The organism is Streptomyces sp. NPDC000075, from assembly GCF_040301925.1.
GTDB classification, from domain to species: domain Bacteria; phylum Actinomycetota; class Actinomycetes; order Streptomycetales; family Streptomycetaceae; genus Streptomyces; species Streptomyces polychromogenes.
In genome coordinates this window covers 39,560-64,940 of record NZ_JBEPFL010000021.1, presented here as the reverse complement: position 1 = coordinate 64,940, position 25,381 = coordinate 39,560, and the positions used below count along the sequence as shown (strand labels likewise).

Genomic DNA, 25,381 nt, shown 5'->3' with positions numbered 1-25,381 from the left:
CCCCGTACTCGTATCGCGTCGTCACGTGGATCTGCTGCGTGTATCGACCATGCTGTGTCGGGCCGCCGTCTCCCGTGCGTCCGGCTGTTGATCCGCTGATCCGCCGCTTCTGACACCGCACGGGCCACAGCCCGTCCCCCGCGCGTTCCGAAACGCTCCCCTCCCGCGCGTGTACACGTGTCACCGTCCTGCGACGGCGGCCTCGCGTGTCATGCTGCCGCGTCGACGAGGACCTCCCATGCCGCACCACCCCCTCCTGCTCCACTGGTTCCTGCCCACCGGCGGGGACGGCCGCGATCCCGGCGGTGTCACCGCCGTCCAGGGCCGTACCGGGGCCGCCACCCGGCGGCCCGCGGACATCCCCTATCTGGCCCAGGTGGCGCGGGCCGCCGAACAGGCCGGATTCCACTCGCTGCTCACCCCCGTGGGTCTCGGCTGCGTGGATCCCTGGATCCTCACCGCCGCGCTCGCGCAGCACACCACCCGCATCGGCTTCCTCGTGGCGTTCCGCGCCGGATTCGCGAGCCCCACACTGCTCGCCCAACAGGCGGACGCCTTCCGCCGGTTCGCGGGAGGGCGGCTCGCCCTCAACGTGGTGACGGGCGGCGACCCCGCCGAGCAGCGGGCGTACGGGGACCGGCTGGCGCACGACGCCCGCTACGCCCGGACCGAGGAGGTCATGACGGTCCTGCGCACCCTGCTGGAGGGCGGGACGGCCGATCACGACGGGGCCCACCTGCGGATCGAGGGCGCCCGCCTGACCGATCCGGAACTGCGCCACCCGGTGCCCCTCTACTTCGGCGGGGCGTCCCCCGCCGCCGAGGAGGTCGCCGTACGGCAGGCCGACGTACAACTGCTGTGGGGCGAGCCGCCCGCCGCCGTCGCCACACGCGTCGCCCGGCTGCGGGAGCGGGCCGGTGCGGCCGGCCGCACCCTGCGGTTCGGGCTGCGGCTGCACGTCATCACCCGGGACACCTCCGCCGAGGCCTGGTCGGAGGCGGACCGGATCCTCTCCGGGATCGATCCCGAGGCGGTACGGGCCAGCCAGGAGCGGTTCGCCGCGATGGACTCCACCGGGCAGGCCCGGATGACGGCGCTGCACGGCGGGGTCGCGGACGCCGCCCGCCTCACGGTCACACCGAACCTGTGGGCGGGCATCGGCCTGGTCCGCGAGGGCGCCGGGACCGCCCTGGTCGGCTCGCACGACGAGGTGGCCGGACGCCTCGCCGAGTACCACGCCCTGGGCATCGACGAGTTCGTCCTCTCCGGCTACCCGCACCTGGAGGAGGCGTACCGCGTCGGCGAGGAAGTGGCCCCGCGCCTGCGCGCCCTGACGGGGGCGGACGCCGCATGACGACCCTCACGCGGACGGCCGCCGGACCCGACCGCCTCCCGCCGCCCGGCCGGGATCCGGCCGCCCCCCGGGCCGGCCGCCTGCGCGAGGCGCTGCGCTGGGGCGCGCTGCGGACCCTCGCGCTCGCGGTGCTCCTGGCCGCCTGGCAGGCGGTGGTGTCCGCCGGGGTGTGGCCGCGGGTCCTGGTCCCCTCGCCCGGCGAGGTCTGGCGCCAGTTCGTCCTCGCCTCCACCGTGCACGACGGGGTACGGGGCTACGGCGGCCACCTGCTGATCGAGCACCTGGGCGTGAGCCTGGGACGGATCGCGACCGGTTCCGCGTACGCCGTACTGGCCGGGGTGCCGCTGGGCCTCCTGATCGGTACGGTCCGGCCGCTGGCCGTCGTCCTGGAACCCGCGGTGACCTTCCTGCGGACGCTGCCTCCGCTGGCGTACCTCTCGCTGCTCGTCATCTGGTTCGGCATCGACGAGGCCCCCAAGATCTGGCTCCTGGTGATCGCGGCGCTGCCGCCGATCGCCGCGGCCACCGCGGCGGCGGTGCGCACGGTCCCCGGCCAACTCGTCGAGGCCGCGCGGGCCCTGGGATCGGGACCGGTGTCGCTGCTGCTGTCCGTGCGGCTGCCTTCGGCGCTGCCCGAGATCCTCACGGGCATCCGCATCGCCGTCGGCGTCGCCTACACCTCGGTCGTGGCGGCGGAGACCGTCAACGGCGTACCCGGGATCGGCGGCATGATCCGCGACGCCCAGCGCTACAACCAGACCGCGCTGGTGATCGCGGGCATCCTCGCCGTCGGCCTGTCCGGGATCGTGCTGGACGCGCTCCTGCGGATCGCCGAGCGGACCGGGGTGCCCTGGCGCGGCCGCACGTGATCCGCACCCCCCTTTCCCCTCTCCCCCTCCCGCCTTCACCTCGTCCGACCTCAGACCGGAGTCCGTCCATGCCCGCTCGCCCGTCCCGCCGCACCCTCCTGTTCGCCGCGGCCATCGCCCTGACGACCACCGCCGCCACCGCCTGCGGGGGTGGTGGCGACTCGGGTGGCGGCCCGGCCGGGCGGACCACCGTACGGATCGCCTACCAGGCGATACCCAACGCCGACCTGGTGGTGAAGAACCAGAAGCTCCTGGAGAAGGCGCTCCCCGGCGTGGACGTGAAGTGGGTGAAGTTCGAGTCCGGCGGCGACGTCAACACGGCCGTCATCGCCGGCGCCGTCGACCTGGGCCTGGCCGGGTCGAGCCCCGTCACCAAGGGCCTGTCCTCGCCGCTGAACATCCCGTACAAGGTGGTGTGGATCCACGACCTCATCGGGGACAACGAGGCGCTCGTCGCCAGGTCCGCGATCGGCTCGGTCAAGGAGCTGGTGGGCCGGAAGGTGGCCACGCCCTTCGGTTCGACCGCCCACTACTCGCTGCTCGCCGCGCTGGCCGCCGCCGGTGTCGAGCCGTCGGCCGTGCAGATCATCGACCTCCAGCCGCAGGACGCGCTCGCCGCGTGGAAGCGCGGGGACATCGACGCCGCCTACGTGTGGACGCCGACGCTGAGTGAACTGACGAAGGACGGCAAGGTGCTCGTCACCAGCCGCGAGCTGGCCCGGCAGGGCAAGCCCACCGCCGACCTGGGCGTGGTCACGAACGCCTTCTCCGCCAAGCACCCGGAGGTGGTCACCGCCTGGATCAAGGCCCAGGACTCCGCCGTCGCCCAGGCCCGCACGGCGCCCGACGAGGCCGCGAGGTCCATCGGGGCCGAACTCGGCCTTCCCGCGCAGGAGGCGAAGCGGCAGCTGTCGCAACTGGTGCTGCTCAGCGCGAAGGAGCAGACCGGCCCCGACTACCTGGGCACCCCGGGCGCCCCCGGCAGGCTCGCGGCGAACCTGCACGACGCGGCCGTGTTCCTCAAGGGGCAGAAGGCGGTCGACTCCGTCCCGGAGGAGGCCGCGTTCGGCCGGGCGCTCGCGGTGGAGGAGCTCGGCCGTGCCGCGAACTGAGGTGGCCGAAGCCCGGGAGGCGGTCGTCGACCTGGCGGGTGTCTCGGTCCGGTACGGGTCGATCAGGCAGCCGGTCACGGCCCTTGAGGGCGTGGACCTGCGCATCACCGCGGGCGAGTTCGTCGTCCTGGTCGGGCCGTCGGGCTGCGGCAAGACCAGTCTGCTGCGCGTGGTCGCGGGATTCGAACGGCCGGCGTCGGGCCGTGCCCGGGTCCGGGGCGAACACCCCCGGCCGGGCGCGGGGGCCGGGGTGGTGTTCCAGCAGCCCCGGCTGTTCCCCTGGCGCACGGTGGGCGGGAACCTCGGCTTCGCACTGGCCCGGCTCGGGGTACCGCGCGCCGAACGTCCGGGCAGGATCGACGAGTTGCTGGAACGGGTGGGACTGCCCGGCATGGCGGGCAGGCGGACGTGGGAGCTGTCGGGCGGTCAGCAGCAGCGGGTGGCGATCGCCAGGGCTCTGGCGGCGGAGCCCCGACTCCTGCTCATGGACGAGCCGTTCGCCGCGCTCGACGCCCTGACCCGGGAGCGGCTCCAGGAGGAGGTACGGACCCTGGCCGGGCGGCTCGGCACGACGGTGCTGTTCGTCACCCACTCCGCGGAGGAGGCGGTCCTCCTCGGTTCCCGGGTGCTCGTCATGGCGGCGGGACCCGGGCGGGTGGTGGCGGAGCTCGCGGTGGGGCTGCCCCGGGAGCCGGACACGGACGTCCCGGCGCTGCGGGCCTCGCCCGAGTTCGCCCGGCTGCGCGGGCGGCTGGCGCGGACCATGCGCGGCTGAGGCGTTCCGCGTCCGCGCACCGGGGCGGCGGGGGCACGGCCGGCGCCGGGTCCCCGCGGCGGTACCGGGTCTCAGTGGCCGTACCAGGTCTCCGCGGCCGTACCGAACAGGGGTTCCACCGGCCTCGTGTTGCGCGCGTGCTGCGGGAACGTGAACGGGATGAACAGCCCGTGGCAAGCGGTCCCGGGAAGATCCGGATCGCACGGACGGCGGCTAACGTCACGTCAGAGCCGTTCCGTGGGCGATCGCCACCCGGAACCACGGGCGCGCCCGCACCATCGGCCGCCGCCGCGCCGGCCCGGCGGCGCAGCACCGGCACCCATCCGGGCCGCGCCGCGCGGCCGGTTCCGCTCCCGTACGCCGCACCGTCCACGGGACGTCGGCCCGTCCGCCGGGCGCGTACGGCCGCTCCTCCGCCCCTTTCAGTCCCGAGGACCAGGACCCCTTGATGTCGTTCTCCCTGCCCACGGGCGGGCGCCTCGCCGCGCTCGCCCTCTCCCTCGCCGTGACCCTCGGCGCCGGCGGCCTGACGGCGGCCCCCGCCACGGCCTCGCCCCCCGCCTCCCCGTACGGCCCGCAGGCACCGCAGAACCCGTTCACCGCCGCCAACGGCGCCGCGACCATGCACGGCGACAGCGCCTCCAGCGGCACCACCGCCTATCCCGGGCCGGGTACCTCCGGCATCGACTACTCCCGGACGGCGCTGGCCTCGGCCTGCCCGACCGTCGTCGTGGGCGGCGACGGCTACGTGATCGCCCTGTGCACCACCATCTTCGGCCGGACGCCGACCGTCCACCTGCTCGATCCCGGGACCGGGGCCGACCTCGCCTCGCTCGCCCTGCCCAAGGGCAGCCTCTTCGGCGGCGTCTACGCCTACCTGGACAACGAGGACCGTCTGGTCGTCGTCGACGGGAACAACACCCTCGTCCGCGTCGGCCACCACCGCTCCGGCTCCGGCTGGGAGCTGCGGATCGACCAGTCCACCCCGCTGGGCGACGTCGTCCCCGCCGGGGACGACATCGTGGGCCTGACCCCCGACTGGAACGGCAGGGTCTGGTTCGCCACGAGCGGCGGGGTGATCGGGACCGTCGACACCGGCACCGGCGCGGTGCGCGGCATCCGCACCGGTGAGGGCGTTCAGAACAGCATCTCCACCGTTCCCGGCCGCACGGCCGTCGCCACCGACCACGCCCTCTACCTCCTGTCCGCCGCCCCCGACGGCACCCCCGTCGTGGACTGGCGGGCGCCGTACGACCGGGGCCCGGCCCGCAAGCCCGGCCAGCTCAGCTGGGGCACCGGCACCACCCCCGCCTTCTTCGGGCCGGGCCTGGGGACCGAGTACGTCACCATCGTCGACAACGCCGCCCCGCACGCGAACCTGCTCGTCTACCGGGCGGCCGGCGGGCCGGAGCCGGTGTGCCGGATCCCCGTGCTGACCCAGTACGCCCGCAGCGGCACCGAGGACGCCGTCATCGCCTCCGGCCGCAGCGTCTTCGTCACCAACACCTACGGATACCCCTACCCGGCGCTGCCCGAGGGCGCGCCCGCGAGCCAGCCGTCCTCGGCGGACTTCGACGGGGGTCTCAGCCGGGTCGACGTCAACGCCGAGGGGACGGGCTGCTCCGTGGTGTGGAACAGCCCGGTCAAGTCGGCGGCGCTGCCCCGGCTCTCCCTGGCCGACGGGAAGATCTACACGGTCTCCGTCACCGGGCCGACCGGCAGCGCCGGCGTCAACACCTTCGCCCGGTACCACCACTCGGTCATCGACCCGGCCAGCGGCGCCCAGCTCGCCAGCTCCTTCCTGGGCATCGGGCTGGTCTACAACCCGCTCCAGATGCGGGGGACGGCCGCCCCGGACGGCACCCTCTACCAGGGCACCGAAACCGGAGTGGTGCGCATCTCCAGGCGCTGACCGGGGCGCGCCCCGCGTTCCCCGGCCGTGTGCCGGACCGGCCCGTCAGCCCCCGCGGCCGGCGGGCCGGTCTGCGTCGGGGGCGGTCAGACGGCCTTGGAGAGGAAGGCGCGGGTGCGCGGGTGCTCCGGGGCGTCCAGCACGGAGGCGGGCGGGCCCTGTTCGACGACGGTTCCGCCGTCCATGAAGACGACGGTGTCGGCGACCTCGCGGGCGAATCCGATCTCGTGCGTCACGACGATCATGGTGGTTCCGGCGCGGGCGAGGTCCTTGATCACGTCCAGGACCTCGCCGACCAGTTCCGGGTCGAGCGCCGAGGTCGGCTCGTCGAAGAGCAGCACCTTGGGTTCGAGGGCGAGTGCCCGGGCGATGGCCACGCGCTGCTGCTGTCCGCCGGACAGGTGCCTGGGATAGGCGTCGGCCTTGTCGGCGAGCCCTACGCGGCCGAGCAGCCGGCGGGCCGTCGCCTCCGCCTCCCGCCGGGGGCGCCGCAGCGCGGAGACCGGGGCCTCGACCAGGTTCTCCAGGACGGTCAGGTGCGGGAAGAGGTTGAAGTTCTGGAAGACGAACCCGATGCGGGTGCGCTGCCTCAGCACCTCCTTCTCCTTCAGCTCGTAGAGCCTGCCGCGGGATCTGCGGTAGCCGATGAGGTCGCCGTCCACGCTGATCCAGCCCCGGTTGACCTTCTCCAGGTGGTTGATGGTGCGCAGCAGGGTGGACTTCCCCGAGCCGGAGGGGCCGAGGATGACGGTGACCTCGCCGGTCCGGACCGTCAGGTCGATGCCGCGCAGCACCTCCAGCGGTCCGAAGCTCTTGTGGACGCCGCGCACGTCGACCATGACGTCGTTCACGGGTTGTCTCCTCACGGGTGTTCGGCCGGGTTGATCTGTGACGTCTCGACGGCGGAGGCGGTGGTGCCCCACTTCTTGAGGATCGCGGCGTAGGTGCCGTTCCTGATCAGCTCGTTGACGGCCGCCTGGACGGCGCGGGTGAGCGGGGAGTCCTTCTTGAAGGCGAAGCCGACGTCGAGGCGGTGGTACTCGCCCAGGAAGGTGGTCCGGGCGGCGGGCTGCGCGGCCTGGTGGCGCAGGCCGTTGATCGTCGACATGACGACGTCGATCCGGCCCTGCTGGAGGGCGGTGGTGACGGCGCCGGGGTCGGAGAAGACCTTGACCTCGTAGGGCTTCTTGCCGGCGGCGGCGCACACGCCCTGCTGGGCGGTGAGGGTCTTCTCGAAGGTCGTGCCCGCTCCGGTGCCGACGGTCAGTCCGCACAGCTGGACGAGGTCGGTGATCCGTGTGGTGAGCCGGGTGTTGCCGGTCTTGACGGCGAAGCCCTGGCCGTCGTTGATGTAGGTGACGAAGTCGACGGTCTTCAGGCGTTCGGCGGTGACGCCGAAGTTGCCCGTGCCGAGGTCGTACTTGCCGCTGCCGAGCGCGGGCAGGATCGTCTCGAACGAGGCGCCCTGCCGCTCCGGTTTCACGCCGAGGACCTTGGCGACCGCGTCGGCGATGTCGATGTCCTGGCCGGCGGGCGGCTTGTCCTGCCCGTTCGGGTAGTACGCCGAGGGCGGGGATCCAATCGAGCTGCCGATCCTCAGCGTGCCCGTCCGGCGGACGTCGTCGGGGAGCAGGGAGGCGATGGCGTCGACGGTCCGTACGCCGGCCACCGGGTCGTCGGCCGGTGCGGAGGCGGCCTGGGCGCCCGCGGGCACCGGGGCCGTGTCACCGGAGCCGCAGGCGGTCAGGGCCAGGAGGGGCAGGAGGGCGAGCGTCGCGGCGGCGCGCCGCCGGGCGGTCGTCCTGGTCCCGGGGAGCTTCGCGAAGGCTCTCGTGTGCCGGGGGGTGCGGTCGGCGGAGCTCATCCTCGCACCGCCGCCGGGGTCGGGCGGGACTCGGACACCGCGTGCGCGGCCGTGCGCGCGGCGTCGCGCTTCGCGACCTCCTCGCGGACCAGCGGGATGACGTGGCGGCCGAAGTCGACGGCGTCGTCCAGCAGGTCGTAGCCGCGGGCCGAGAGGATGTCGACGCCGAGGTCGTAGTAGTCCAGCAGGGCTTGGGCGACCGTCTCGGGGGTGCCGACCAGGGCGTTGGAGTTGCCCGCGCCGCCGGTGGCGGCGGCGGTCGGCGTCCACAGTGCCCGGTCGTAGCGCTCCCCCGCCTCCGCTATGGCGATCAGCCGCTGCGAGCCGGTGTTCTGGGGCGCGGAGGTCTGGGTGACCCCGCCCCGGGGGTTTCGTGCGGGGGCCGCCTCGCGCCGGCGGCGGATGGCGCCCAGGGTGCGGTGGGCCTTCTCCCAGGCCAGTTCCTCGGTCGGGGCGATGATCGGGCGGAAGGCGACCTGGATGCGCGGGACGTCGGTGCGGCCCGCCGCCTCGGCGGCCGCCTTCACGGCCTCGATCTGCTGGGCGGTCTTCTCCAGGGGCTCCCCCCAGAGGCAGTAGACGTCCGCCTCAGCGCCGCCGGCGGCGTAGGCGGCGGGTGAGGAGCCGCCGAACGAGACGGCCGGGCGCGGCTGCTGTACGGGGAAGACGTCGCTGACGAAGTCGTGGAAGCGGTAGTGCTCGCCCTCGTGGTCGAAGGGTTCGTGGGTGGTCCAGATCTTCTTGACGATCCGGATGTACTCCCGGGTGCGGGCGTAGCGCTCGTCCTTGGTGAGGGTGTCCCCCTCGCGGCCCTGTTCGTGGTCGTTGCCGCCGGTGATGAAGTGGACGGCCAGCCGGCCGTCGCTGATCCGGTCGAGGGTGGCGAAGGTCTTGGCGGCGTAGGTGGGGTAGGAGACGTTGGGCCGGTGGGCGAGCAGGAGCTGGAGGCGGTCCAGGCGGGCGGCGATGTACGCGGCCGCCGGGGCGGGGTCGGGGGATCCTGAGCCGTAGGCGAACAGCACGCGGTCCCAGCCGTGGTCCTCGTGCGCCCGGGCGAGGCGGAGCGTGTAGTCCTTGTCGAAGGCGGCGCCGGATCGGGCGGTGGTCTCGGATCCGTCGTTGGTGGCGGCGATGCCGAGGAATTCCACGGGCATGGGGTGGCCTTTCACAGGGGGCGGTGGTGCGCGGGCGGGCAGGGGTGGACGCCGGCTCGTACGGCGGCCGGGGGAACACGGGTGCGCGGAGACGGTACGGGTGTGACGACGCGGGGCATCGGGGAACGGGCGGCGGGCAGCGCGCGTCCGGGCGCGGGTCACCGGGCCGGCGGGCGGCAGTGGCGCACGGGGGATTCTCGGCCCGCGACGGGGTCACCGAGGGAGGGAAGGGCCGATCAGGCAGCCCGCTGCCGCATCAGCCGCGACACGCGGCGGACCACACCCGACCGAAGTCGATGTGGCCGCGCGAGACCAGGCGCTGATGGGCGTTCATATGACTACTTGAGCAGTACACGATGGTCTTCGTCAAGCGACGGCCCGGATCCCGGACGGCCCCGGACCTCCGGACCGCGCCTGGTTGACAGGGCCGTGCCGCAGGCGCATACGATCGGCGGCGGAAAGGCCCCGCCCCGCGCGGAGGGCCCTTTCCGGCCGCGTTGAGGGACGCGGCGCGCGTGACGGCACGGGGTTCCCGGGACCCACCCCATCCACGCCGCGATCCCCCGACTGGAGGGCCTCCATGGCCGCCCCTTCCCACGTCTCCCCCACCACCGCCGCACCGGCGCCGGAGCCCGGCGCGGCTTCTGCGGCCGAACCACCGCGCATCGTGCCGCGCCGACGGGTGGGCCGGCGGGTGTCCGCCGCCGCCGCGCTGCTGGTCTTCGCGCTCGTGGTGCGTTCCGTCCTGCTCAACGACGCCTTCCAATGGGACGTGGTGGGACGGTACTTCACCACCTCGGCGGTACTGCACGGTCTGCTGCTGACCCTGTGGCTGACCGCCGTGGTGATGGTGCTCGGCTTCCTGTCCGGGACCGTGCTGGCCGTGATGCGGCTCTCCGACAGCCCGGTCCTGCGGACACTGAGCTGGGGATACGTCTGGATCTTCCGCTCAACGCCGCTGCTGGTGCAGTTGCTCTTCTGGTTCAACATCGGCGCCCTGTACCCCACCCTGGGCCTCGGGATCCCTTACGGCCCGGAGCTGTTCAGCGTCCGGACGGTGAACCTGCTCGGCCCGACCCTCACGGCCGTCATCGGCCTGACCCTGCACGAGAGCGCGTACGCCGCCGAGGTGGTGCGCGGCGGGATCCTCTCCGTGGATCCCGGCCAGACCGAGGCCGCGCAGGCGCTCGGCCTGAGCCGGCCGCGCACCCTGCGACGGATCGTCGTACCCCAGGCGATGCGCTCGATCGTGCCGACCGCCGGGAACATGCTGATCGGCACCCTGAAAGGCACCAGCATCGTCAGCGTGCTGGCCGTGCACGACCTGCTGTACTCGGTCCAGCTGGTCTACAACCAGAACTACCAGGTGATCCCGCTGCTGCTGGTCGCCACCCTCTGGTACGTCGCCGTCACCACCGTGCTGAGCGCCGGCCAGTACTACGTGGAGCGGTATTACGCACGCGGCACCTCGCGCGCGGACTCCGGCCGAAAGCCTTTTCATTTCACCAAGAGGCGTTCTGTGTACGGCGGATGAAATCGCCCGGCGCATTCACGCATTCCGATATCGAGGCCGTTGACACCCCTTCTCCGGGCTGCCTAACTTACGCCGCAGAAACCACATCGGCGGCCTCTCCCCTCCGGCATGACGGCTGCTTTTCGATTCCGCCCCGCGCCGAAGCCGCTGGAGTTCCCTGTGACCGAACCGCTGCTCCTGCCCGCGCCCGCCGGCCCCTCGGGGCCCCCGGAGGCGGCCGAGCGGGTCCTCCCGCTGCGCCGCCCCGGGCGGTGGGCGGCCGCCGTCGTCGTGCTGGTACTGGTCTCCCAGGCCGCCCACGGGCTGATCACCAATCCCTTCTACCAATGGGACCGCTTCGCGTACTGGTTCCTGCGTCCGGTCGTTCTGGACGGGCTGCTCATCACCCTCCAGGTGACCCTGTACAGCGCGGTCCTCGGCCTGGCCGGCGGCATCCTGATCGCCCTCGGCCGGCTCTCGGGCAACGCGGTGCTGCGGACCGTGAGCTGGACGTACGTGTGGCTGCTGCGCTCCGTGCCGCTGATCGTCGTCCTGCTCTTCCTCTACAACCTCAGCGCCCTCTATCCGACGCTCAGCATCGGGGTGCCCTTCGGGCCCGCCTTCTTCACCTTCGACGAGTCGCGGCTGGCCACCGACATCGTGGTCGCGGTGGTGGGCCTGGGGCTGAGCGAGGCGGCGTACGCGGCCGAGATCGTCCGGGCCGGCGTGCTCTCGGTCGACCAGGGCCAGCACGAGGCGGCGGCGGCCCTGGGGCTGCCCCGCCGCCGCCAGTTCACCCGGATCGTCTTCCCCCAGGCGCTCCGCTCCATCGTCCCCTCGTACGTCAACCAGCTGATCGGGCTGCTCAAGGCCACGTCCCTGGTCTTCTACGTCTCCCTGCTCGACCTGTTCGGCTCGGTACAGAGCCTGGCCAGCACCTATCCCGGTGACGTGGTGCCACTGCTGGTGGTGGCGACCGTCTGGTACGTGATCCTCACCAGCCTGGTCTCCGTCGTCCAGTTCCACGTCGAACGCCACTACGCCCGCGGCGCGCTGCGGGCCGTACCACCCACCCCCCTCCAGCGGGCCCGCGCCGGCCTGCGCGACCTGCGGCTCCGCCTCCGGCAGGAGACGGCGCCGTGACCCCGTCCGCACGAACCAGAAGGAACCCCATGCGAAGCCGCTCCACCCTGCGCGCCAGACTCGTCCGCGGCCTCGGCGCGACGACCGCCACCGCCGCCCTCGCCGCCGGACTCACCGCCTGCGGCGGCGACGCGCAGGCCGACGCCGCGGCCCCCGGGAAGGTGACCATCGGCGCCGTCTCCAACGGGGCCGCCCACCAGAGCGAACTGTCCGTCCCCGTCGTCGAGTCCCTGCGCGCCCAGCTCCCGAAGGCCGTCCGCGACCGCGGCGAACTCGTCATCGGCGTCGGCGCCCTGCCCGCGGGCTTCCCGCCGCTCGCCTACGTCGGCACCGACCAGAAGACCCTCACGGGCGCGGAGCCCGACCTCGGCCGCCTGGTCGCCGCCACCCTGGGGCTCAAGCCCGTGGTCAAGAACTCCACCTGGGAGAACCTCTTCGTCGGCGTCGACAGCGGCAAGGTCGACGCGGCCTTCTCCAACGTCACGGTCACCGAGGAACGCAAGAAGAAGTACGAGTTCGCCACCTACCGCAAGGACAACCTGGCCTTCGAGGTGCTGAAGGAGAACCCCTGGAACTTCGGCGGCGACTACCACAACCTCGCGGGTAAGACGGTGGCGGTCAGCAAGGGCACCAACCAGGAGAAGATCCTGCTGGAGTGGCAGACCAGGCTCCGGTCCGAGGGCAAGGACGTCGAGGTCAAGTACTTCCCCGACCCCAACAGCGTCTACCTGGCGCTGAGCGGCAAGAAGATCGACCTCAGCTTCGGGCCGAACCCCTCCATCGCCTACCACATCACGCAGACCGCGGGCGGCAACGCCCCCACGCGCAACGCCGGTTCGTTCTCCGGGGCCGGGGAGAGCCTCCAGGGGCTGATCGCCGCCACGGCGAAGAAGGACAGCGGACTGGCCAAGCCGCTGGCCGAAGCCGTCAACCACCTGATCAGGAACGGCCAGTACACGCAGCTGCTGGCCGCCTGGAACCTGTCGAACGAGGCCGTCACCAGCTCCGAGGTCAACCCGCCCGGCCTGCCGCAGACCGCCTCGTGACCACGGACCCGGGCACCGCCGCGCGCACCGCGCTCCCCGCGCACGTCCTGGACAACGCGGCGTGGGCCTCGCTGTGCGGCGCCCACTCCGCCTTCGCCGAGCACCCGGGCGGAGCCGCGCCCGGCTCGTCCCGCGCCGCCCGGTACGGCCCGGAGGTCGCGCCCTTCGCCGCTCTCGCCGATCCGGCCGATCCGCGTTCCTGGGCCGACCTGGCCGAGCTGACCGGCCCGGGCCAGATCGCCGCGCTCGCCGGGGTGTTCACCCCGCCCGAGGGCTGGGAGACCGTCGCCTCCGTCGAGGGGGTCCAGCTGGTCGACACCTCGCTGCGCGCCGAACCCCTGCCGGAAGCGGTCCGCCTGGGGCCCCGCGACGTACCGGAGATCCTCGACCTGATCGAGCTCACGAAGCCCGGCCCGTTCCTGGCGCGCACCGTCGAGCTGGGCACCTACCTCGGCATCCGGCACCGGGGCCGGCTGGTCGCCATGGCCGGGGAGCGGCTGCGCCCGCCCGGCTGGACCGAGATCAGCGCGGTGTGCACCCGTCCCGGATACCGGGGGCGGGGCCTGGCGACCCGGCTGGTGCGCGCCGTGGCCGCGGGCATCCGGGAGCGGGACGAGGTGCCGTTCCTGCACACCTCGGCGGCCAACACGGGTGCGGTCCGGCTCTACGAATCGATCGGTTTCACCGTGCGCCGGCGGCCTTTCTTCATGGCGGTCCGGGTCCCGGGCAACACACCTGCCAAACGCACTTAACGTTCCTGTCGTTGTACGGGCCCGGGATCGGGCGTAGCGTCGACGGAAAGATCTTTCCCGCGCGGCGCCGCGCCTTTTCCGTTCCCCCGTACGGCCGATCAGGAAGGCTGAATTCTCCGTGCCCGAACTCCATTTCGTCCTTGAAGCGGTGGCCACGTGAAGTTCCTGGCCATCACCCTGATCGCGGATTCCGCGGATCCGGTGACCGGCGCGCCCGTCCCCACGCGCGAACGGTTCCGGGAGGTCGTGGCCGCGGCCCGGCTGGCGGAATCGCTCGGCTTCGACGGATTCGGGGTGGGTGAGCGCCACGAGCGTCCGTTCCTGTCCTCCTCGCCGCCGGTGCTGCTCTCCCACATCGCCGCGCTGACCCACCGGATCCGGCTGTTCACCGCCGTCACCACCCTGAGCCTGCTCGATCCGGTGCGCGCGTACGAGGACTACGCGACGCTCGACCACCTCTGCGACGGGCGCCTGGAGCTGATGATCGGCAAGGGCAACGGTACGGCGCAGCGGGAGCTCTTCCACGTGACCCCCAAGGACCAGTGGGAACGCAACACCGAGGGCTACGAGCTGTTCCGGCGGATCTGGCGCGAGGACGAGGTGACCGCCGAGCCGCGCTTCCGCCCCGCCCTGGCCGGGGCGGAGGTGCTGCCGCGCCCGTACCAGCGGGACCTGCGCATCTGGCACGGCAGCGCCACCAGCCGGGAGTCCGTCGATCTCGCCGCACGCCACGGGGACCCGCTCTTCTCCGCGAACGTCACCCACCCCATCGGCCCCTACGCCGAGCTGATCCGGCACTACCGGGAGCGCTGGGAGCACTACGGGCACGATCCGGCGCACGCGGTCGTCGGCGCGGGCACGGCCGGCTACCACGCGGCCCCGACCTCACAACAGGCGGCCCGGGCCTACCGGCCGGCGTTCGCCCGCTACCTCGACGCCCACGAACGGCAGGGGCTGGCTCCGGTGTTCCCGACGCTGGAGGACTTCATCGAGCGCAGCTCGGCGCTGATCGGCAGCCCCCAGCAGGTGATCGAGAAGGTCCACCGCTACCACGAGGAGTTCGGCCACACCGTCTTGCACCTGCAGGCCGAGCCGGGCGGACTCGACCCGGCGGGGCACCGCGCCTCGCTCGAACTCTTCCAGTCGGACATCGCGCCGGTCCTGCGGCGCGAGATCCCCGACCCGCCCTTCCCCGACCGCTGAGGCACGGGCCCCGGCCGCCGCCGGGGCCTTTCGCGCGTGGTGGCGGGCGAAGACGACGAGGCGCAGGACCGCGAACCGGGCGACACCGGCGAGCGCGGAGGCAGTGAGGTAGACGGCCTGCTCGACGGGCGCACCGGGCTCCGTCACGAGGCGGCGCAGGATGAGCATCGCGACGCAGGTGACGGCGTACGCGGCGGCCGCGGACCCGGCGGACTGCGTGTGCTGGCGCCAGGTCGCACGGCCGCCGGCGCCGAAGGTGAAGCGGGCGTGCAGTTCGGTGGCCAGGAGCGTGGACGCCGCGGTGATCAGGGCGTTGGCCAGCACCCAGGGCATCCGGGAGCCGAGGGCCGCCACCGCGAAGCTGGAGGCGAGGCCCACTCCCCCGCCGAAGAGCACGAAGCGGGCGAACGCGGCGAGAGTGCCGGTGGCCGACTGCTTCCGGTTCAGTGCCGCTGCCTCCATGACCCCACCCCTTTGAACCCGAACCGACGTTTCCGATGACCGAAACGCTACGTTGCATTCATGAGGTAGGCAATGTGAATGTCGCGGATGTGCTGCATTTTTGCAGGTCAACGCAGTCAAATCGTTGCACTGGAGCAGAATCTAACGCAACAGACAAGGCGTTCGTTGCAATAGCCTGACGATGAACGCTACAGGGGGCCGTGCCGGGACCGCCCTGCCGGGCGACGCCGCATCACCCGTTCGGACCGATTTCGCGCGCGCGACCCGGGTAGGGGATGGCCCGTCCCACCCCGAGCGGCATACCGGAGGTATCCGTGCCCGACATGAACGGCCCCTACAAGCCCGGCACCCCGTGCTGGATCGACCTGATGGTCCCCGACCAGCAGGCCGCCCTCGACTTCTACTGCGACCTGTTCGGGTGGCAGGGCGAGGTCGGCCCGCCGGAGACGGGCGGCTACGCCGTCTGCACCCTCAAGGGCAAGCCGGTGGCGGGCATCATGAAGGCGATGAACCCGGACGGGACGGTCCCGGACCCACTGCCGCCGACGGTGTGGACGACGTACCTGGCGACGGACGCCATCGACTCCACCGTCAAGTCCGTCACCGACGCGGGCGGCACGGTCATGATGGGCCCGATGGACGTCATGGACCTCGGCCGGATGGCCGTGATCGCCGACCCGGCCGGCGCCGTCGTCGGCCTGTGGCAGCCCGGCACCTTCGACGGCGCGGGCATCGTCAACGAGCACGGCGCGCTGATCTGGAACGAGCTGACCACCCCCGACCTGCCGGGGGCGTCCGCGTTCTACTCCTCCATCCTGCCCGTCACCACGCACCGCTCCGAGATGCCGGGCGCCGAGGACTACATCGAGTTCCAGGTCGCCGGCCGCGCGGTGGGCGGGATGATGGACATGAGCAAGCTGCCGCCGGGCGTACCGCCGCACTGGCAGCCGTACTTCCACGTGGACAGCGTGGACGACGTCCAGGCGGCCGCCGTCCGCGCGGGCGCCACGGTCCTCGCCCCGGCCTTCGACATGGTGGCGGGCCGCATGGCGGTCCTCGCCGACCCGCAGGGCGGCGCGTTCTCCGTCATCACGGCGTCGATGCAGGAGGATCCCGCCTGACGCGCGGCGAGCCTTCGCGGGGGGGGGCGGCGTCCCGGACGCCGCCCCCTCGGCCGAGGCTCCCCCCGGCTTATTCGGGGCGGGCGAAGCGGTGGGCGGCCCACAGGAGGGCCAGGACGCCGATCGTGAGGAGGCCAGCCGCCTCAAGGCCGAGCGGGGGCCGGTGGCCGAACCATTCGATGCCCGTCGCGGCCGCCCGCTGCGGTTCCCGGACCGCGATGGAGCGGCGCAGCAGGTCGACACCGTAGGCGAGCGGGTTCCCGGCGGCCAGGGTCCGGGCCCAGCCCGGCAGGTTCTCCAGCGGGAAGAAGCCGCCGGAGAGGAAGAGCAGCGGCATCATCACCAGGCCGAGCAGCATGTGGAACATCTCGGGGCGCGCCAGGCTCACGGCCAGGGCCAGGGCCAGGGCGGTGATGGTGAAGGAGACCAGCACCAGGCCGGCCGACAGCAGGGCCAGCAGGAGCGGATCGTAGGGCAGGCCGACGGCCCCGGCGAGGACGAGCAGCACGGCGCCCTGGACGGCGGCGACCACGGTGCCGCCGGCGCAGACGCCCAGCAGGAGGGTGGAGCGGCGCACCGGCGCCATCAGCAGCTCGCGCAGGTAGCCGCTCTGCCGGTCGGTGATCAGCCGGATGCCCACCATGATCGCCGGGCCCTGCACCGTCATCATCAGCATGCCGGGGAACAGATAGGTCTGGTAGCCGACGCCCAGCGCCGCGTCGGGGATCAGGGCGGCCAGTCCGCCTCCGAGGATGAAGAGGTAGAGCACCGGCTGGATCAGCATCAGCGCGGTGTGGACGCGCTGGTGCGCCAGGCGCAGCAGATCGCGGTGGACGAGGGCGTGGACGGCCCGCAGTTCGCGCCGCAGGCGGTCCGGCGGCGGGAGCCGCGAGGCGTCGGGGTCCTGGGCCCGGGCCCGCACGGCGGACGTGGTCATGGGCCCTCCTCACGGGCGGGCGCGGGGCGTGCGCCGTGGATGCTGCGGCCGGTGTGGTGGAAGAAGACGTCATCCAGCGTCGGCGGGGTCGCGGTGGCCGCGTGGACGGGGATTCCGTGGTCCGCGAGGGCCGCGCACAGCCGCGGGATCCAGGAACCGCCGTCGGGCACGCGCAGGGCGATGCCCTCGCCGTCCAGCGTCGTGCGGGTGCCCGGTGGGGCGGCCCCCTGTACGATCTCGCGCGCCGCCGGGTCGTCACCGGTGCGCAGCACCACCCGGTCGTCGCCGATCGCGGCCTTCAGCGCGTCGGGGGTGCCCTGGGCCACCAGGCGGCCGCGGTCGATGATGGCGAGGCGGTCGCAGTTCTCCGCCTCGCCCAGGTAGTGGGTGGTGACGAAGAGCGTGGTGCCCTGGCGGTCGCGCAGGGCGCGCAGGTGCTCCCAGACCTGGGCGCGGGCGTGCGGGTCGAGTCCCGTGGTCGGCTCGTCGAGGAAGAGGATGCGCGGCTCGTGCAGCAGGCCGCGGGCGAGTTCGAGGCGCCGGCGCATGCCGCCGGACAGGGTGCGTACCGGGGAGCGCCGCCGGTCGGCCAGGGCGACGGCCTCGAGCGTCTCGGTGGCGCGACGGCGGGCGTGGCGCCGGCTCATGCCGTAGAGGCGGGCGTGGATGTGGAGGTTCTGCTCGGCCGTCAGGTCCATGTCCAGGGCGCTGTGCTGGAAGAGCATCCCGACCTGCCGTCGTACCCGGTCGGGCCGGCCGAGCACGTCGGCGCCGGCCACGGTGGCATGGCCGGCGGTGGGCCGGGCCAGGGCGCAGAGGAGGGCGATGGTGGTGGACTTCCCCGCGCCGTTGGGGCCGAGGAAGGCGAAGCTCTCGCCCTGGTGTACGTCCAGGTCCAGGCCGCGCACGGCGTGGGTGACGGTGCCGTCCGGGCCCGGGTAGCTCTTGACCAGGCCGCGCGTGCTGATGGCGTACGCCGTCCCCGGCAGCGGCCGCGTTGCGCCCGGGTCCGTGGGGGCGGCGGCCGGGAGGTCGGCCCGGGCGGGGGCTTGGTCGCGGGCGGGTGGCTGCATGGGCGGTCCTCGTCTGCGGTGCGGGGTCTGCGGACTCGGGCGGGCGGCGGGGAGCCGGGCGCGGCCGTGGCCGTGCCCGGCTCCCCTGTGGAGCGGGTGTGCGCTCCGGCCGGCGGCGCCGCTGTGGGCGGCCGCCGGCCGGAGGTCCTCAGTCCCTCATCGGCTCGCTCCCCGACGGGCGGGCGGTACGGGGTTCCGTCCGCACACGGGGGCCCTCACCCGGTGTTTCCCCGACACGGCGCTGGTCGTCGGGGCGGCCGGGCGGTGGCGGAGCCGGAGGGGCCCCGTCGCCGGTCAGGCGCAGCTGATGCCCACACAGACGGTGTTGAGGATGGTCAGGACGCCGACGCAGACGCAGGTGTCGGCGAAGGCGCCGTCGGCGCCGACCGGGTCGGTCTCGGGAAGGGCGTGCAGGTCGGCCAGCAGTTCGAAGTCGCGGGTCTCCATGGCTTTCTCCTTCTCTGTGGTGTGGCGGCAGGTTCCCTGCCGCTCAGCCCGGCTGCCGGATGGTCCAGAGCCGGGAGTCCGTGTGGCGGGTCCTCAGGAGGAACGCGAGGATGCCCGCGCTGCCGTCGCTCCAGCTCGTCGAGACGTCCCCGTACTCGGTGGGGAAGACGACGTGGCCGTCGCGGTGGGCCCGTTCGGAGGCGATGAGGCGGGCCAGGTCCTCGGCCATCGCCCGGTAGGCGGGGTCCTCGGTGGCCGAGGCCAGGTCGAGGAGGAAGTCCCCGTTGCCCGCCAGCCCGTGGCACTGGGCGAGGGGGGCGCGCGGGGCGCGCTCCACGACGGCCCGGGCGGCGCCACGGGCGAGTTCGCCGTAGCGGTCGTCCCCGGTGGCCTGCCAGAGCCGGACCAGGAACGTGCCGATGCCCGCCGCGCCGTGGCACCAGTAGGGGGCCGTGGGCACGTCTCCGGCCTGCGTCGGCCACTGGACCGCCCCGCCGACCCGGACGGCGGCGGCCACCAGCTCCTCGCCGGCCGCCCGGGCCAGGTCGAGGTGGTCCGTGCGGTCCGTGACGGCCGCGGCTTCGAGCAGGAAGTACCCGATGCCGGAGGTTCCGTGGGCGAAGCCGAGGTAGCGTTTGCCGGCCTCCGAGGCGAGGGCGGATTCCGCGGGGACGGGCCAGCTCACGCCGGAGGGCGCGGGCCGCGCGGCGGCGGCGAGCCGGTCTGCGGCGTCGGTGACGAGTCCGGCGAACCGGGGGTCGCCGGTGCGGTGCCACAGGTGGGCGGCAGCCAGTCCGCTGCCGGCCTGGCCGTGGGTGATGTCGTGGCTGAGCGTGGGTTCCTGCGGGGCCAGGGCGAGGGCGATCGCGTGGTCCGCGAGGGCGCGGTCCTCGACGGCGCGTGCGGCCTCGTACAGGGCCCAGGCGGTGCCCCGTCCGCCGAAGTGCAGGCCGGGGCGGGCGGAGCGGGTGTCCGTCCGGTCCGCGATCCAGCGGCCCGCGGTGGATATGGCCTCGGGCAGGCGCGGGTCCGCGGTCAGCCGGAAGTACCGGGTCAGGACGGCCAGTACACCGGCCGCGCCCTGCTGGACCGTACAGGGGTCCGTCTCTCCGGCCTTGGTGGACACGGGCCACAGCCGCGGCGCGTCCTTCGGGGTCATCGAGTCGAGGAGGTGGTTGACGATGCCCTCCACGGCGGCGCGCGGCGCATCGGGCGTCGCCCCGGGCGGCGGGACGGAGGCGGGTCGTCGCGGCGGCCGCGTCCGGCCCGTTTCCGGCTGCGTCCGGCCCGTCCCCGGCTGCGTCCGGCCCGTCCCGCGCAGGACCGCGCGGGCGGCGGCCGGGTCCCAGCGGTCGGCCGGGTCCTCCCTCATCAGTCCGAGGATCATCCCGGGCAGGCCGTCGGGCAGCGGGAAGACGGCGCCGGCGGCGGCCAGCCAGTCGGCGAGCCGCTCGTCGGCGGTGCGGCCGGCGGGCTGCTCGGGCAGCTGGTGGGGCACCTTGCCCATGAGGACGAGGCAGACGGTGGCGCCGAGGCTGTAGTAGTCGGCCGTCGGGGAGACGGGGGCGTCCGCCAGGCGTTCGGGGGCGCTGAAGCCGGGGGTGCCCACCGTCGTGGGGAGGGCGGAGTCGCCCTTCAGGACGGCGAGTTCGAGGTCGATCAGGCGCAGTTCGCAGTCCGGGCGCACCATGATGTTGCCGGGGGTGAAGTCCCTCAGGACGCAGCCGTGTGCGTGGGCGGCTGCCAGGAGGTCGATCAGGCGGCCCGCCTGAGTGAGGGCGTCGGCGCGGTAGCGTTCGGCGCCGACGTCGCGGAAGTGCTCGGCGACCCAGTTGCGCAAGGGGAGGCCCGGTATCTCCTCCTGGGCGAGGAACAGGTGCCCGGCGTGCTCGAACATCGCGAGGGGTTCCGGAGCCAGGCCGGTGCCGCCGAGCTCCTCCAGGGCCCGGGCCTCGGCGCGCAGCCAGTCCCGGACGTCGCGGCCCGAAGCGTCGCTCTCCACGTGCGGGCGGGCCTCCTTGATGACCACCGGCGCGCCCGTGGTGACGTCCGTACCCCGGTAGACGCCGCCCTTGTTGGTGTGCCGGATCGCCTCGCGGACCGAGAAGCGGCCGCCGAGCAGGACCGGGTCCTTCGCCGCCTCCCGTGGGGGGCGCGGGGCCGGTACCGATGCGGGGAAGGGGCTGACCGCCCAGGGCGGGGGCGCGTACCGGCCGGCGCGTACGTCCTCGACGGGGTTGCCGTCGGGGTCCTCGATGTACCAGACCAGCAGTCCCTCGTCGGAGAGCCGGCGCCGGCCGACGAAGGCGCCGTAGCGGTAGTGGACCAGGCTGTTCGCGGCGTAGGGCTGGTCGGAGAGGATCCGGGGGCCGTCCAGACCCGCCGTGGCCGTGTGCAGTGCCGACGCGATCCGGGCCGCCTCGGCGTCGGAGCCCGGGTAGACGGTGATGAACTTGCCCGAGCTTCCCCGGGGCGTGGCACGGGAGTTGAGGGCGCTCACCTGGTCCAGGGAGCGGGCGAACTTGAACACCGGCCCCTCCCTCAGCAGCACGCCGAGGGCGCGGCTGAGGACGGCCGGGGCGGAGGCGGCGGTCGCCGAGACGTGGAGTTTCCAGCCCTGCTCGGGCAGGGTCGTGGAGGGGGGCGTGAGGCGGCACCACATGTCGTCCGTGTCGGTGGTCCAACGCGCGCCTTCGCCCGTGGAGTCCAGTGCCTGTCGGAGGATTTCTTCGAGGTCGACTTCGGTTGCGTGGCTGGTCATGCCCGTCCCTCTCAACGGCGAGGACCGCTGGTTGGAATATGCCTTCGGTAAGGAAAAACGTACAACCGGGGCTCGGTGGGAGTCAGTCTGTCCGGCGAGCGCACGGTGTCGTTGACAGTCCGGATGGGGTCAACCGGCGCGGAAAGGAAGTGCGTGGATGGTGCGCGCGGTGGTGACGCACCGGCGGCCGTTCGGCGTTGCTCCGGAGGGGCTCCGGGGAAGGGAGGCTCACCGGTCTCGATGGGATGTCCGGGGTCTGTGCGAACGCTTCGGTGTTCGTGTTCCGCGAGGGACGCTAGCAGCGCCTCGCTCACGTCCCACAGCTTTCCCGGTCCATCGGCCGCGGTAAAGAGTTCGATTCCGCCATGCGACCAACCAGCTACGGAATGCGACCGGTGGTCCAGACATGACGGTCGATCAGGCGGCTGAGCTGCGCACCGGCGAAGAGGTTGAAACGTCAAGGAAGGGTGCGGGCGCCCCGGAATCGGCTCAAACTGGCGAGCGAGCCGCTCCGGGGCGCCGCCGGGCGTCAGCGGGGACCGGACAGACCGGTGCGCTCCAGCGCGCGCAGCACGGCCTCGCGGTCGGCCGCCGTGTACTCCTGCGCGCCCTCGAGCGCCGCCTCGATCTCCGCGGCGGTGACGCGGTAGGCCTCCGCCGCCTCCATCAGCCGCTGCGCGCACTCCCGGGGCACGCCCCGGTCGGAGTACACGAGGCGGTTCACGGCCTCGGCGCGGACCGCGTAGCGCCTCATGCCGCAGTCGAGGCCGTCGTCGCTCAGTCCCGCCGGGTAGGGCGCGCGGGCCCAGGTGCCGTCCTCGTACCAGTAGACGCAGCCGAGTTCCCAGCCTTCCAGGAGAGACCGCAACCGCTCGAACGGCAGCCACTCCGGCGCCTGCGCCAGCATGTCGATCGCGGGCTCGTGCCACTTGACCCCGCTGGACTCGTCCTCGCCGTAGAGCACGTAGCGGCCCTCTCCCCTCGGCGCGAGGGTCCACCAGGTACAGCCGCCGTCGTCGAGGTGCAGTCCCTCTTCGTCGATCCAGGCACCGCTGCGGTGGACGAAGGGGGTGTTCTCCCCCTCCTCGTCGGCCTCCAGTACGGCGGCCAGCGCCCAGCGGGCCCAGAGCAGTCCGGCCGCCGGCAGGTCCTCGGGCCGGCCCGGCCTCTCGATCTCCACGCGCTGCCACTCCCTCGTTCCCCGTACCGTGCCTCCCCATGATCGCAGGACGGGGCCGGGGGCCCACGTCCGGGCGGGTGTTTCAGTGCAGGAGGCTCCCCTCCCGCCGGGGCGCGGGAACCCCCGCCCGCCCGGCACCTGTGGGGGACACCGGGGCGCGGACCAGGTGCCCAGGGAGATCTCCGCCGTGATCCCCGGCCCGAATCCGGCCAGGAGTCCGCGCGCTCCGGCCTGCGGGCCGCCTTCGGCGAAGAGCCGGGCCAGGGCGTCGAAGACGACGGAGCTGGCGATGTTGCCGCCCGGGTAGGCCGTCACGAAGTCGTGGGGCCGGTTGACGGCGGCCCCGCCAGCGGCGCAGCCCAGCTGGGCGATGGGCAGCTGCCGGGTGCCGGGCCGCATTCCCATGGTGTTGATCAGGTGGGCGGTCATCGACGGCATCATGAAGCCGGTGCAGGAGACGTAGACGAGCATGTCGATGTCGCGGGCGCCGAGCCCGGCGTGCGCGAGCGCCCCTTCGATCACGTCCGGGAGGCGCCGCTTGGCCTCCTTCTCGTAGAGGAGGTTGCGGGCTTCGAAGCCCTGGTGGCGCAGGGTCTGTTCCAGTGGCCGCACGAGGCGGCGGGTGCGTACCCCGGTGTTGGTGATCAGGCGCAGCACCAGGTCCAGCTGCGGGTGTCCGGCGAGCACGGTCCGGGCGGTGTCCAGGGTCTCCTCGGCGGTGACCACGTGTTCGGGGACGGCCACCTCGGGGCGGCAGAGGGTCGCCATCGCGCTCACCACGCGACCGGCAGGGCGAGGGGGTGGCGCCAGATCGACCGGGTGTTCCAGCGGATCTCCTCGGCGGGCACCGCCAGGCGCAGCCCGGGGAAGCGGGACAGGAGTGCGCCGACGGCGGTGCGCAGCATCAGGCGGGCCAGGTGCGAGCCGAGGCAGTGGCGCATGCCCCAGCCGAACGTCATGTGCGGGGCCGGGCGGGGTGGGCCTGGAGCCGGGCGAGGTGCGCGGGATGGGTGAGGAGGGTGTAGACGATGTTGGAGATGTCGTAGGTGGTGGTGTCGTGCCCGCTGACCATCAGCAGCTGTGCCAGGACGGCGAGTTCGGCGTCGCGCAGCTCCTGTCTGGCGGTGACGGCCGCGTCGCGCGCCTCGGGGGCCATCGTCATCATGGCGACGGCCCGTCCGCGCAGCCGGGGCCGGTCCCCGGCCGGGATTTCGAGGAGTTCGCAGATGGTCTCCAGCGGCAGCCGGTCCGCCAGGTGCAGGGCCACGTCGGCTCCGGGCCCCTCGGCCTCCATCGCCGAGAGGAGGGCGTCCACCCGCTCGCGCACCCAGGGGCCCATCCGGTCCAGCTGGCGGGGGCCGAAGGCCTGGGTGACCAGCCGGCGGACCCGGGCCAGGATCAGGCTCCAGTGCCACGTCGTGGCGGAACATATGGGTCTGACTCACATGATGATCAAACGACCGTTGCGGTGATCACCGGCCCCGTGACGGGAGCGGGGCGGGGTCCAGGGCCTCGGTGAGCCGGCGGCGCAGGAGGGGGCCGAGCCCGCGGTCGACCCGGCGGTTCAGTACGGCGGCCAGCAGCAGGGAGAAGAGGAGGCCCGCGGCGACCGAGGGGAGCAGGCCGAGGGACGGGAGGACCTTGAGGACGCCGCGGCTGACGGGTATGCCCACGCTCTGGTGGACCAGGTAGAACGGGTAGGTCAGCGCGCCGGCGTAGACGAGGGGACGCCAGGAGAGGTGGCGCAGCCGGCTGAGTGCGGCCAGGGCGAGCAGGACCAGGAAGCCGGTGAGGACGCTCGCGCTGACGGTCCAGTTGGACGTGGGGTGCGTGGCCACCCGGTCGTCGAGGACGGTCAGGGTGTAGCACCAGGCGAAGCCGGTCAGCAGCCACAGAAGCAGGTTGGGGCCGAAGCGGTGCATGAGGTGGCAGGCGATGCCGGCCACGAAGAGTCCCGCGTACTGGCTCAGCAGGAGTTCGTCCAGGACGGTGGAGTCCAGTTCGCGGCCCACGGCCGCGAGGACCAGCCAGAGGAACCCGAAGGCCACGACGCGCAGGTAGGTCAGGCCGGTCAGCAGGAGGGCGCCCATGAGCAGGTAGAAGCGGGCTTCCACCCACAGGGTCCAGGCGACGCCGGCGGTGAGGTCCACGCCGAGCGGGCCCGGGATCATCGTCAGGTTGCCGAGGGTGGTGCGCAGGTCCGTGGGTGCCCCGGACCGCTGTCCGGCGAGCACGGTGACGGTGCCCATCGCGACGACGATCAGCACCACCGCCCAGTACAGCGGGAAGAGGCGGGCGATGCGGGAGACGGCGAACTGCGCGGGGGTGCGCCCCCAGCAGCTCATGCAGATGACGAAGCCGCTGATCAGGAAGAACGCCTCGACTCCGAGCCAGCCGTAGCCGCTGAGGGCGTGCAGGAGCGGCGCGGCCTGCGGCAGGTCGTGCTGCTCGCCCCAGAAGCGGGGGGTCGGGGTGCCCAGGTAGTGGTACGCGGCCACCGCGACGGCGGCGAGCAGCCGCAGGCCGTCGATGGCGGCCAGGCGCCCTCCCCCGTCCGGCGCCTGCGCCGCTCTCGCTCTCGCGGCCCGGCCGGGGCGGAGCGTGGTGCGGGCGGCTTCACGGAGTGCGGACTCGGGCATGGGAGCTCCTGTGGCGGGGCGGCCGTTGACGGAGGGCCGCCGGTGGGGAAGGAGGAGGGCACAC

Annotated in this window: 22 protein-coding genes and 1 pseudogene; 12 read left to right on the top strand and 11 right to left on the bottom strand. The window is 73.2% G+C overall.

What is annotated here, in order from left to right:
- The first annotated feature begins 238 nt into the window (after positions 1-238).
- From ABT403_RS23780 to ABT403_RS23760, 5 genes are all read left to right on the top strand, one after another.
- The gene (locus tag ABT403_RS23780; protein ID WP_344162131.1) at positions 239-1,354 is read left to right on the top strand and encodes an LLM class flavin-dependent oxidoreductase; all 1,116 of its coding nucleotides are present in this window, start codon (positions 239-241) and stop codon (positions 1,352-1,354) included.
- Positions 1,351-2,223 carry an ABC transporter permease gene (locus ABT403_RS23775; RefSeq protein WP_344162133.1) on the top strand — a complete coding sequence of 291 codons (873 nt, stop codon included), beginning with the start codon at positions 1,351-1,353 and terminating at the stop codon, positions 2,221-2,223. The genes ABT403_RS23780 and ABT403_RS23775 overlap by 4 nt, the downstream gene beginning before the upstream one ends.
- Before the next feature lie 68 nt (positions 2,224-2,291).
- Positions 2,292-3,335, top strand: coding sequence for a taurine ABC transporter substrate-binding protein (locus ABT403_RS23770; RefSeq protein ID WP_344162136.1), 1,044 nt, complete (start codon positions 2,292-2,294; stop codon positions 3,333-3,335).
- Positions 3,322-4,110 (top strand): ABC transporter ATP-binding protein, encoded by a 789-nt coding sequence (locus ABT403_RS23765; protein WP_425580227.1) that lies wholly within the window; start codon positions 3,322-3,324, stop codon positions 4,108-4,110. The genes ABT403_RS23770 and ABT403_RS23765 overlap by 14 nt, the downstream gene beginning before the upstream one ends.
- 448 nt (positions 4,111-4,558) lie before the next feature.
- On the top strand, positions 4,559-6,022 hold the full coding sequence (locus ABT403_RS23760; RefSeq protein WP_344162139.1) for a hypothetical protein: 1,464 nt from the start codon (positions 4,559-4,561) through the stop codon (positions 6,020-6,022).
- Positions 6,023-6,108: 86 nt separating this feature from the next.
- Here the strand turns inward: ABT403_RS23760 and ABT403_RS23755 are convergent, their stop codons facing one another.
- From ABT403_RS23755 to ABT403_RS23745, 3 genes are read right to left on the bottom strand one after another with little or no spacing between them, the layout of a single operon-like run.
- On the bottom strand, positions 6,109-6,861 hold the full coding sequence (locus ABT403_RS23755) for an amino acid ABC transporter ATP-binding protein (protein WP_344162364.1): 753 nt from the start codon (positions 6,859-6,861) through the stop codon (positions 6,109-6,111).
- 23 nt (positions 6,862-6,884) lie between these two features.
- Entirely contained in the window at positions 6,885-7,886 is a 1,002-nt protein-coding gene (locus ABT403_RS23750; RefSeq protein WP_344162142.1) for an ABC transporter substrate-binding protein, read from the bottom strand.
- Positions 7,883-9,040: an LLM class flavin-dependent oxidoreductase gene (locus ABT403_RS23745; RefSeq protein ID WP_344162145.1), complete on the bottom strand. Its 1,158-nt coding sequence runs from the start codon at positions 9,038-9,040 to the stop codon at positions 7,883-7,885. The genes ABT403_RS23750 and ABT403_RS23745 overlap by 4 nt, the downstream gene beginning before the upstream one ends.
- 580 nt (positions 9,041-9,620) lie before the next feature.
- Between ABT403_RS23745 and ABT403_RS23740 the strand changes: the two genes are divergently transcribed.
- The 7 genes from ABT403_RS23740 to ABT403_RS23710 all read left to right on the top strand — a co-directional run bounded on the left by ABT403_RS23740 (position 9,621) and on the right by ABT403_RS23710 (position 16,280).
- A complete protein-coding gene (locus tag ABT403_RS23740) occupies positions 9,621-10,574 on the top strand; it encodes an amino acid ABC transporter permease (RefSeq protein WP_344162148.1) in 954 nt (317 codons plus the stop codon).
- A gap of 159 nt (positions 10,575-10,733) precedes the next feature.
- Positions 10,734-11,696, top strand: a complete 963-nt coding sequence (locus tag ABT403_RS23735) for an amino acid ABC transporter permease (protein ID WP_344162151.1) — start codon at positions 10,734-10,736, stop codon at positions 11,694-11,696.
- A gap of 29 nt (positions 11,697-11,725) precedes the next feature.
- Positions 11,726-12,742 (top strand): ABC transporter substrate-binding protein, encoded by a 1,017-nt coding sequence (locus ABT403_RS23730; RefSeq protein ID WP_344162154.1) that lies wholly within the window; start codon positions 11,726-11,728, stop codon positions 12,740-12,742.
- A complete protein-coding gene (locus ABT403_RS23725) occupies positions 12,739-13,494 on the top strand; it encodes a GNAT family N-acetyltransferase (RefSeq protein WP_344162157.1) in 756 nt (251 codons plus the stop codon). Before ABT403_RS23730 ends, ABT403_RS23725 begins: the two co-directional genes overlap by 4 nt.
- 156 nt (positions 13,495-13,650) lie before the next feature.
- A complete protein-coding gene (locus ABT403_RS23720; RefSeq protein WP_344162160.1) occupies positions 13,651-14,697 on the top strand; it encodes an LLM class flavin-dependent oxidoreductase in 1,047 nt (348 codons plus the stop codon).
- A gap of 160 nt (positions 14,698-14,857) precedes the next feature.
- Positions 14,858-15,175: a hypothetical protein gene (locus tag ABT403_RS39050; RefSeq protein WP_425580228.1), complete on the top strand. Its 318-nt coding sequence runs from the start codon at positions 14,858-14,860 to the stop codon at positions 15,173-15,175.
- Positions 15,176-15,482: 307 nt separating this feature from the next.
- Complete coding sequence (locus ABT403_RS23710; protein ID WP_344162367.1) at positions 15,483-16,280, top strand: VOC family protein; 798 nt, start codon at positions 15,483-15,485, stop codon at positions 16,278-16,280.
- A 70-nt stretch (positions 16,281-16,350) separates the two neighbouring features.
- Here the strand turns inward: ABT403_RS23710 and ABT403_RS23705 are convergent, their stop codons facing one another.
- From ABT403_RS23705 to ABT403_RS23670, 8 genes and pseudogenes are all read right to left on the bottom strand, one after another.
- Entirely contained in the window at positions 16,351-17,217 is an 867-nt protein-coding gene (locus ABT403_RS23705) for an ABC transporter permease (RefSeq protein WP_344162163.1), read from the bottom strand.
- Positions 17,214-18,290 carry an ATP-binding cassette domain-containing protein gene (locus tag ABT403_RS23700; protein ID WP_344162166.1) on the bottom strand — a complete coding sequence of 359 codons (1,077 nt, stop codon included), beginning with the start codon at positions 18,288-18,290 and terminating at the stop codon, positions 17,214-17,216. Before ABT403_RS23700 ends, ABT403_RS23705 begins: the two co-directional genes overlap by 4 nt.
- Positions 18,291-18,584: 294 nt before the next feature.
- Entirely contained in the window at positions 18,585-18,737 is a 153-nt protein-coding gene (locus tag ABT403_RS23695; RefSeq protein ID WP_344162169.1) for a VenA family class IV lanthipeptide, read from the bottom strand.
- A gap of 43 nt (positions 18,738-18,780) precedes the next feature.
- Positions 18,781-21,498, bottom strand: a complete 2,718-nt coding sequence (lanL, locus tag ABT403_RS23690; protein WP_344162172.1) for a class IV lanthionine synthetase LanL — start codon at positions 21,496-21,498, stop codon at positions 18,781-18,783.
- A 1,306-nt stretch (positions 21,499-22,804) separates the two neighbouring features.
- Positions 22,805-23,446 (bottom strand): annotated as a pseudogene (locus ABT403_RS23685) (type III polyketide synthase); the annotation flags it as partial.
- Positions 23,447-23,451: 5 nt separating this feature from the next.
- The gene (locus ABT403_RS23680; RefSeq protein ID WP_344162175.1) at positions 23,452-23,637 is read right to left on the bottom strand and encodes a cytochrome P450; all 186 of its coding nucleotides are present in this window, start codon (positions 23,635-23,637) and stop codon (positions 23,452-23,454) included.
- Entirely contained in the window at positions 23,634-24,017 is a 384-nt protein-coding gene (locus tag ABT403_RS23675; protein ID WP_344162178.1) for a cytochrome P450, read from the bottom strand. Before ABT403_RS23675 ends, ABT403_RS23680 begins: the two co-directional genes overlap by 4 nt.
- A 133-nt stretch (positions 24,018-24,150) precedes the next feature.
- Positions 24,151-25,317 (bottom strand): acyltransferase family protein, encoded by a 1,167-nt coding sequence (locus ABT403_RS23670; protein WP_344162181.1) that lies wholly within the window; start codon positions 25,315-25,317, stop codon positions 24,151-24,153.
- Positions 25,318-25,381: the final 64 nt, after the last annotated feature.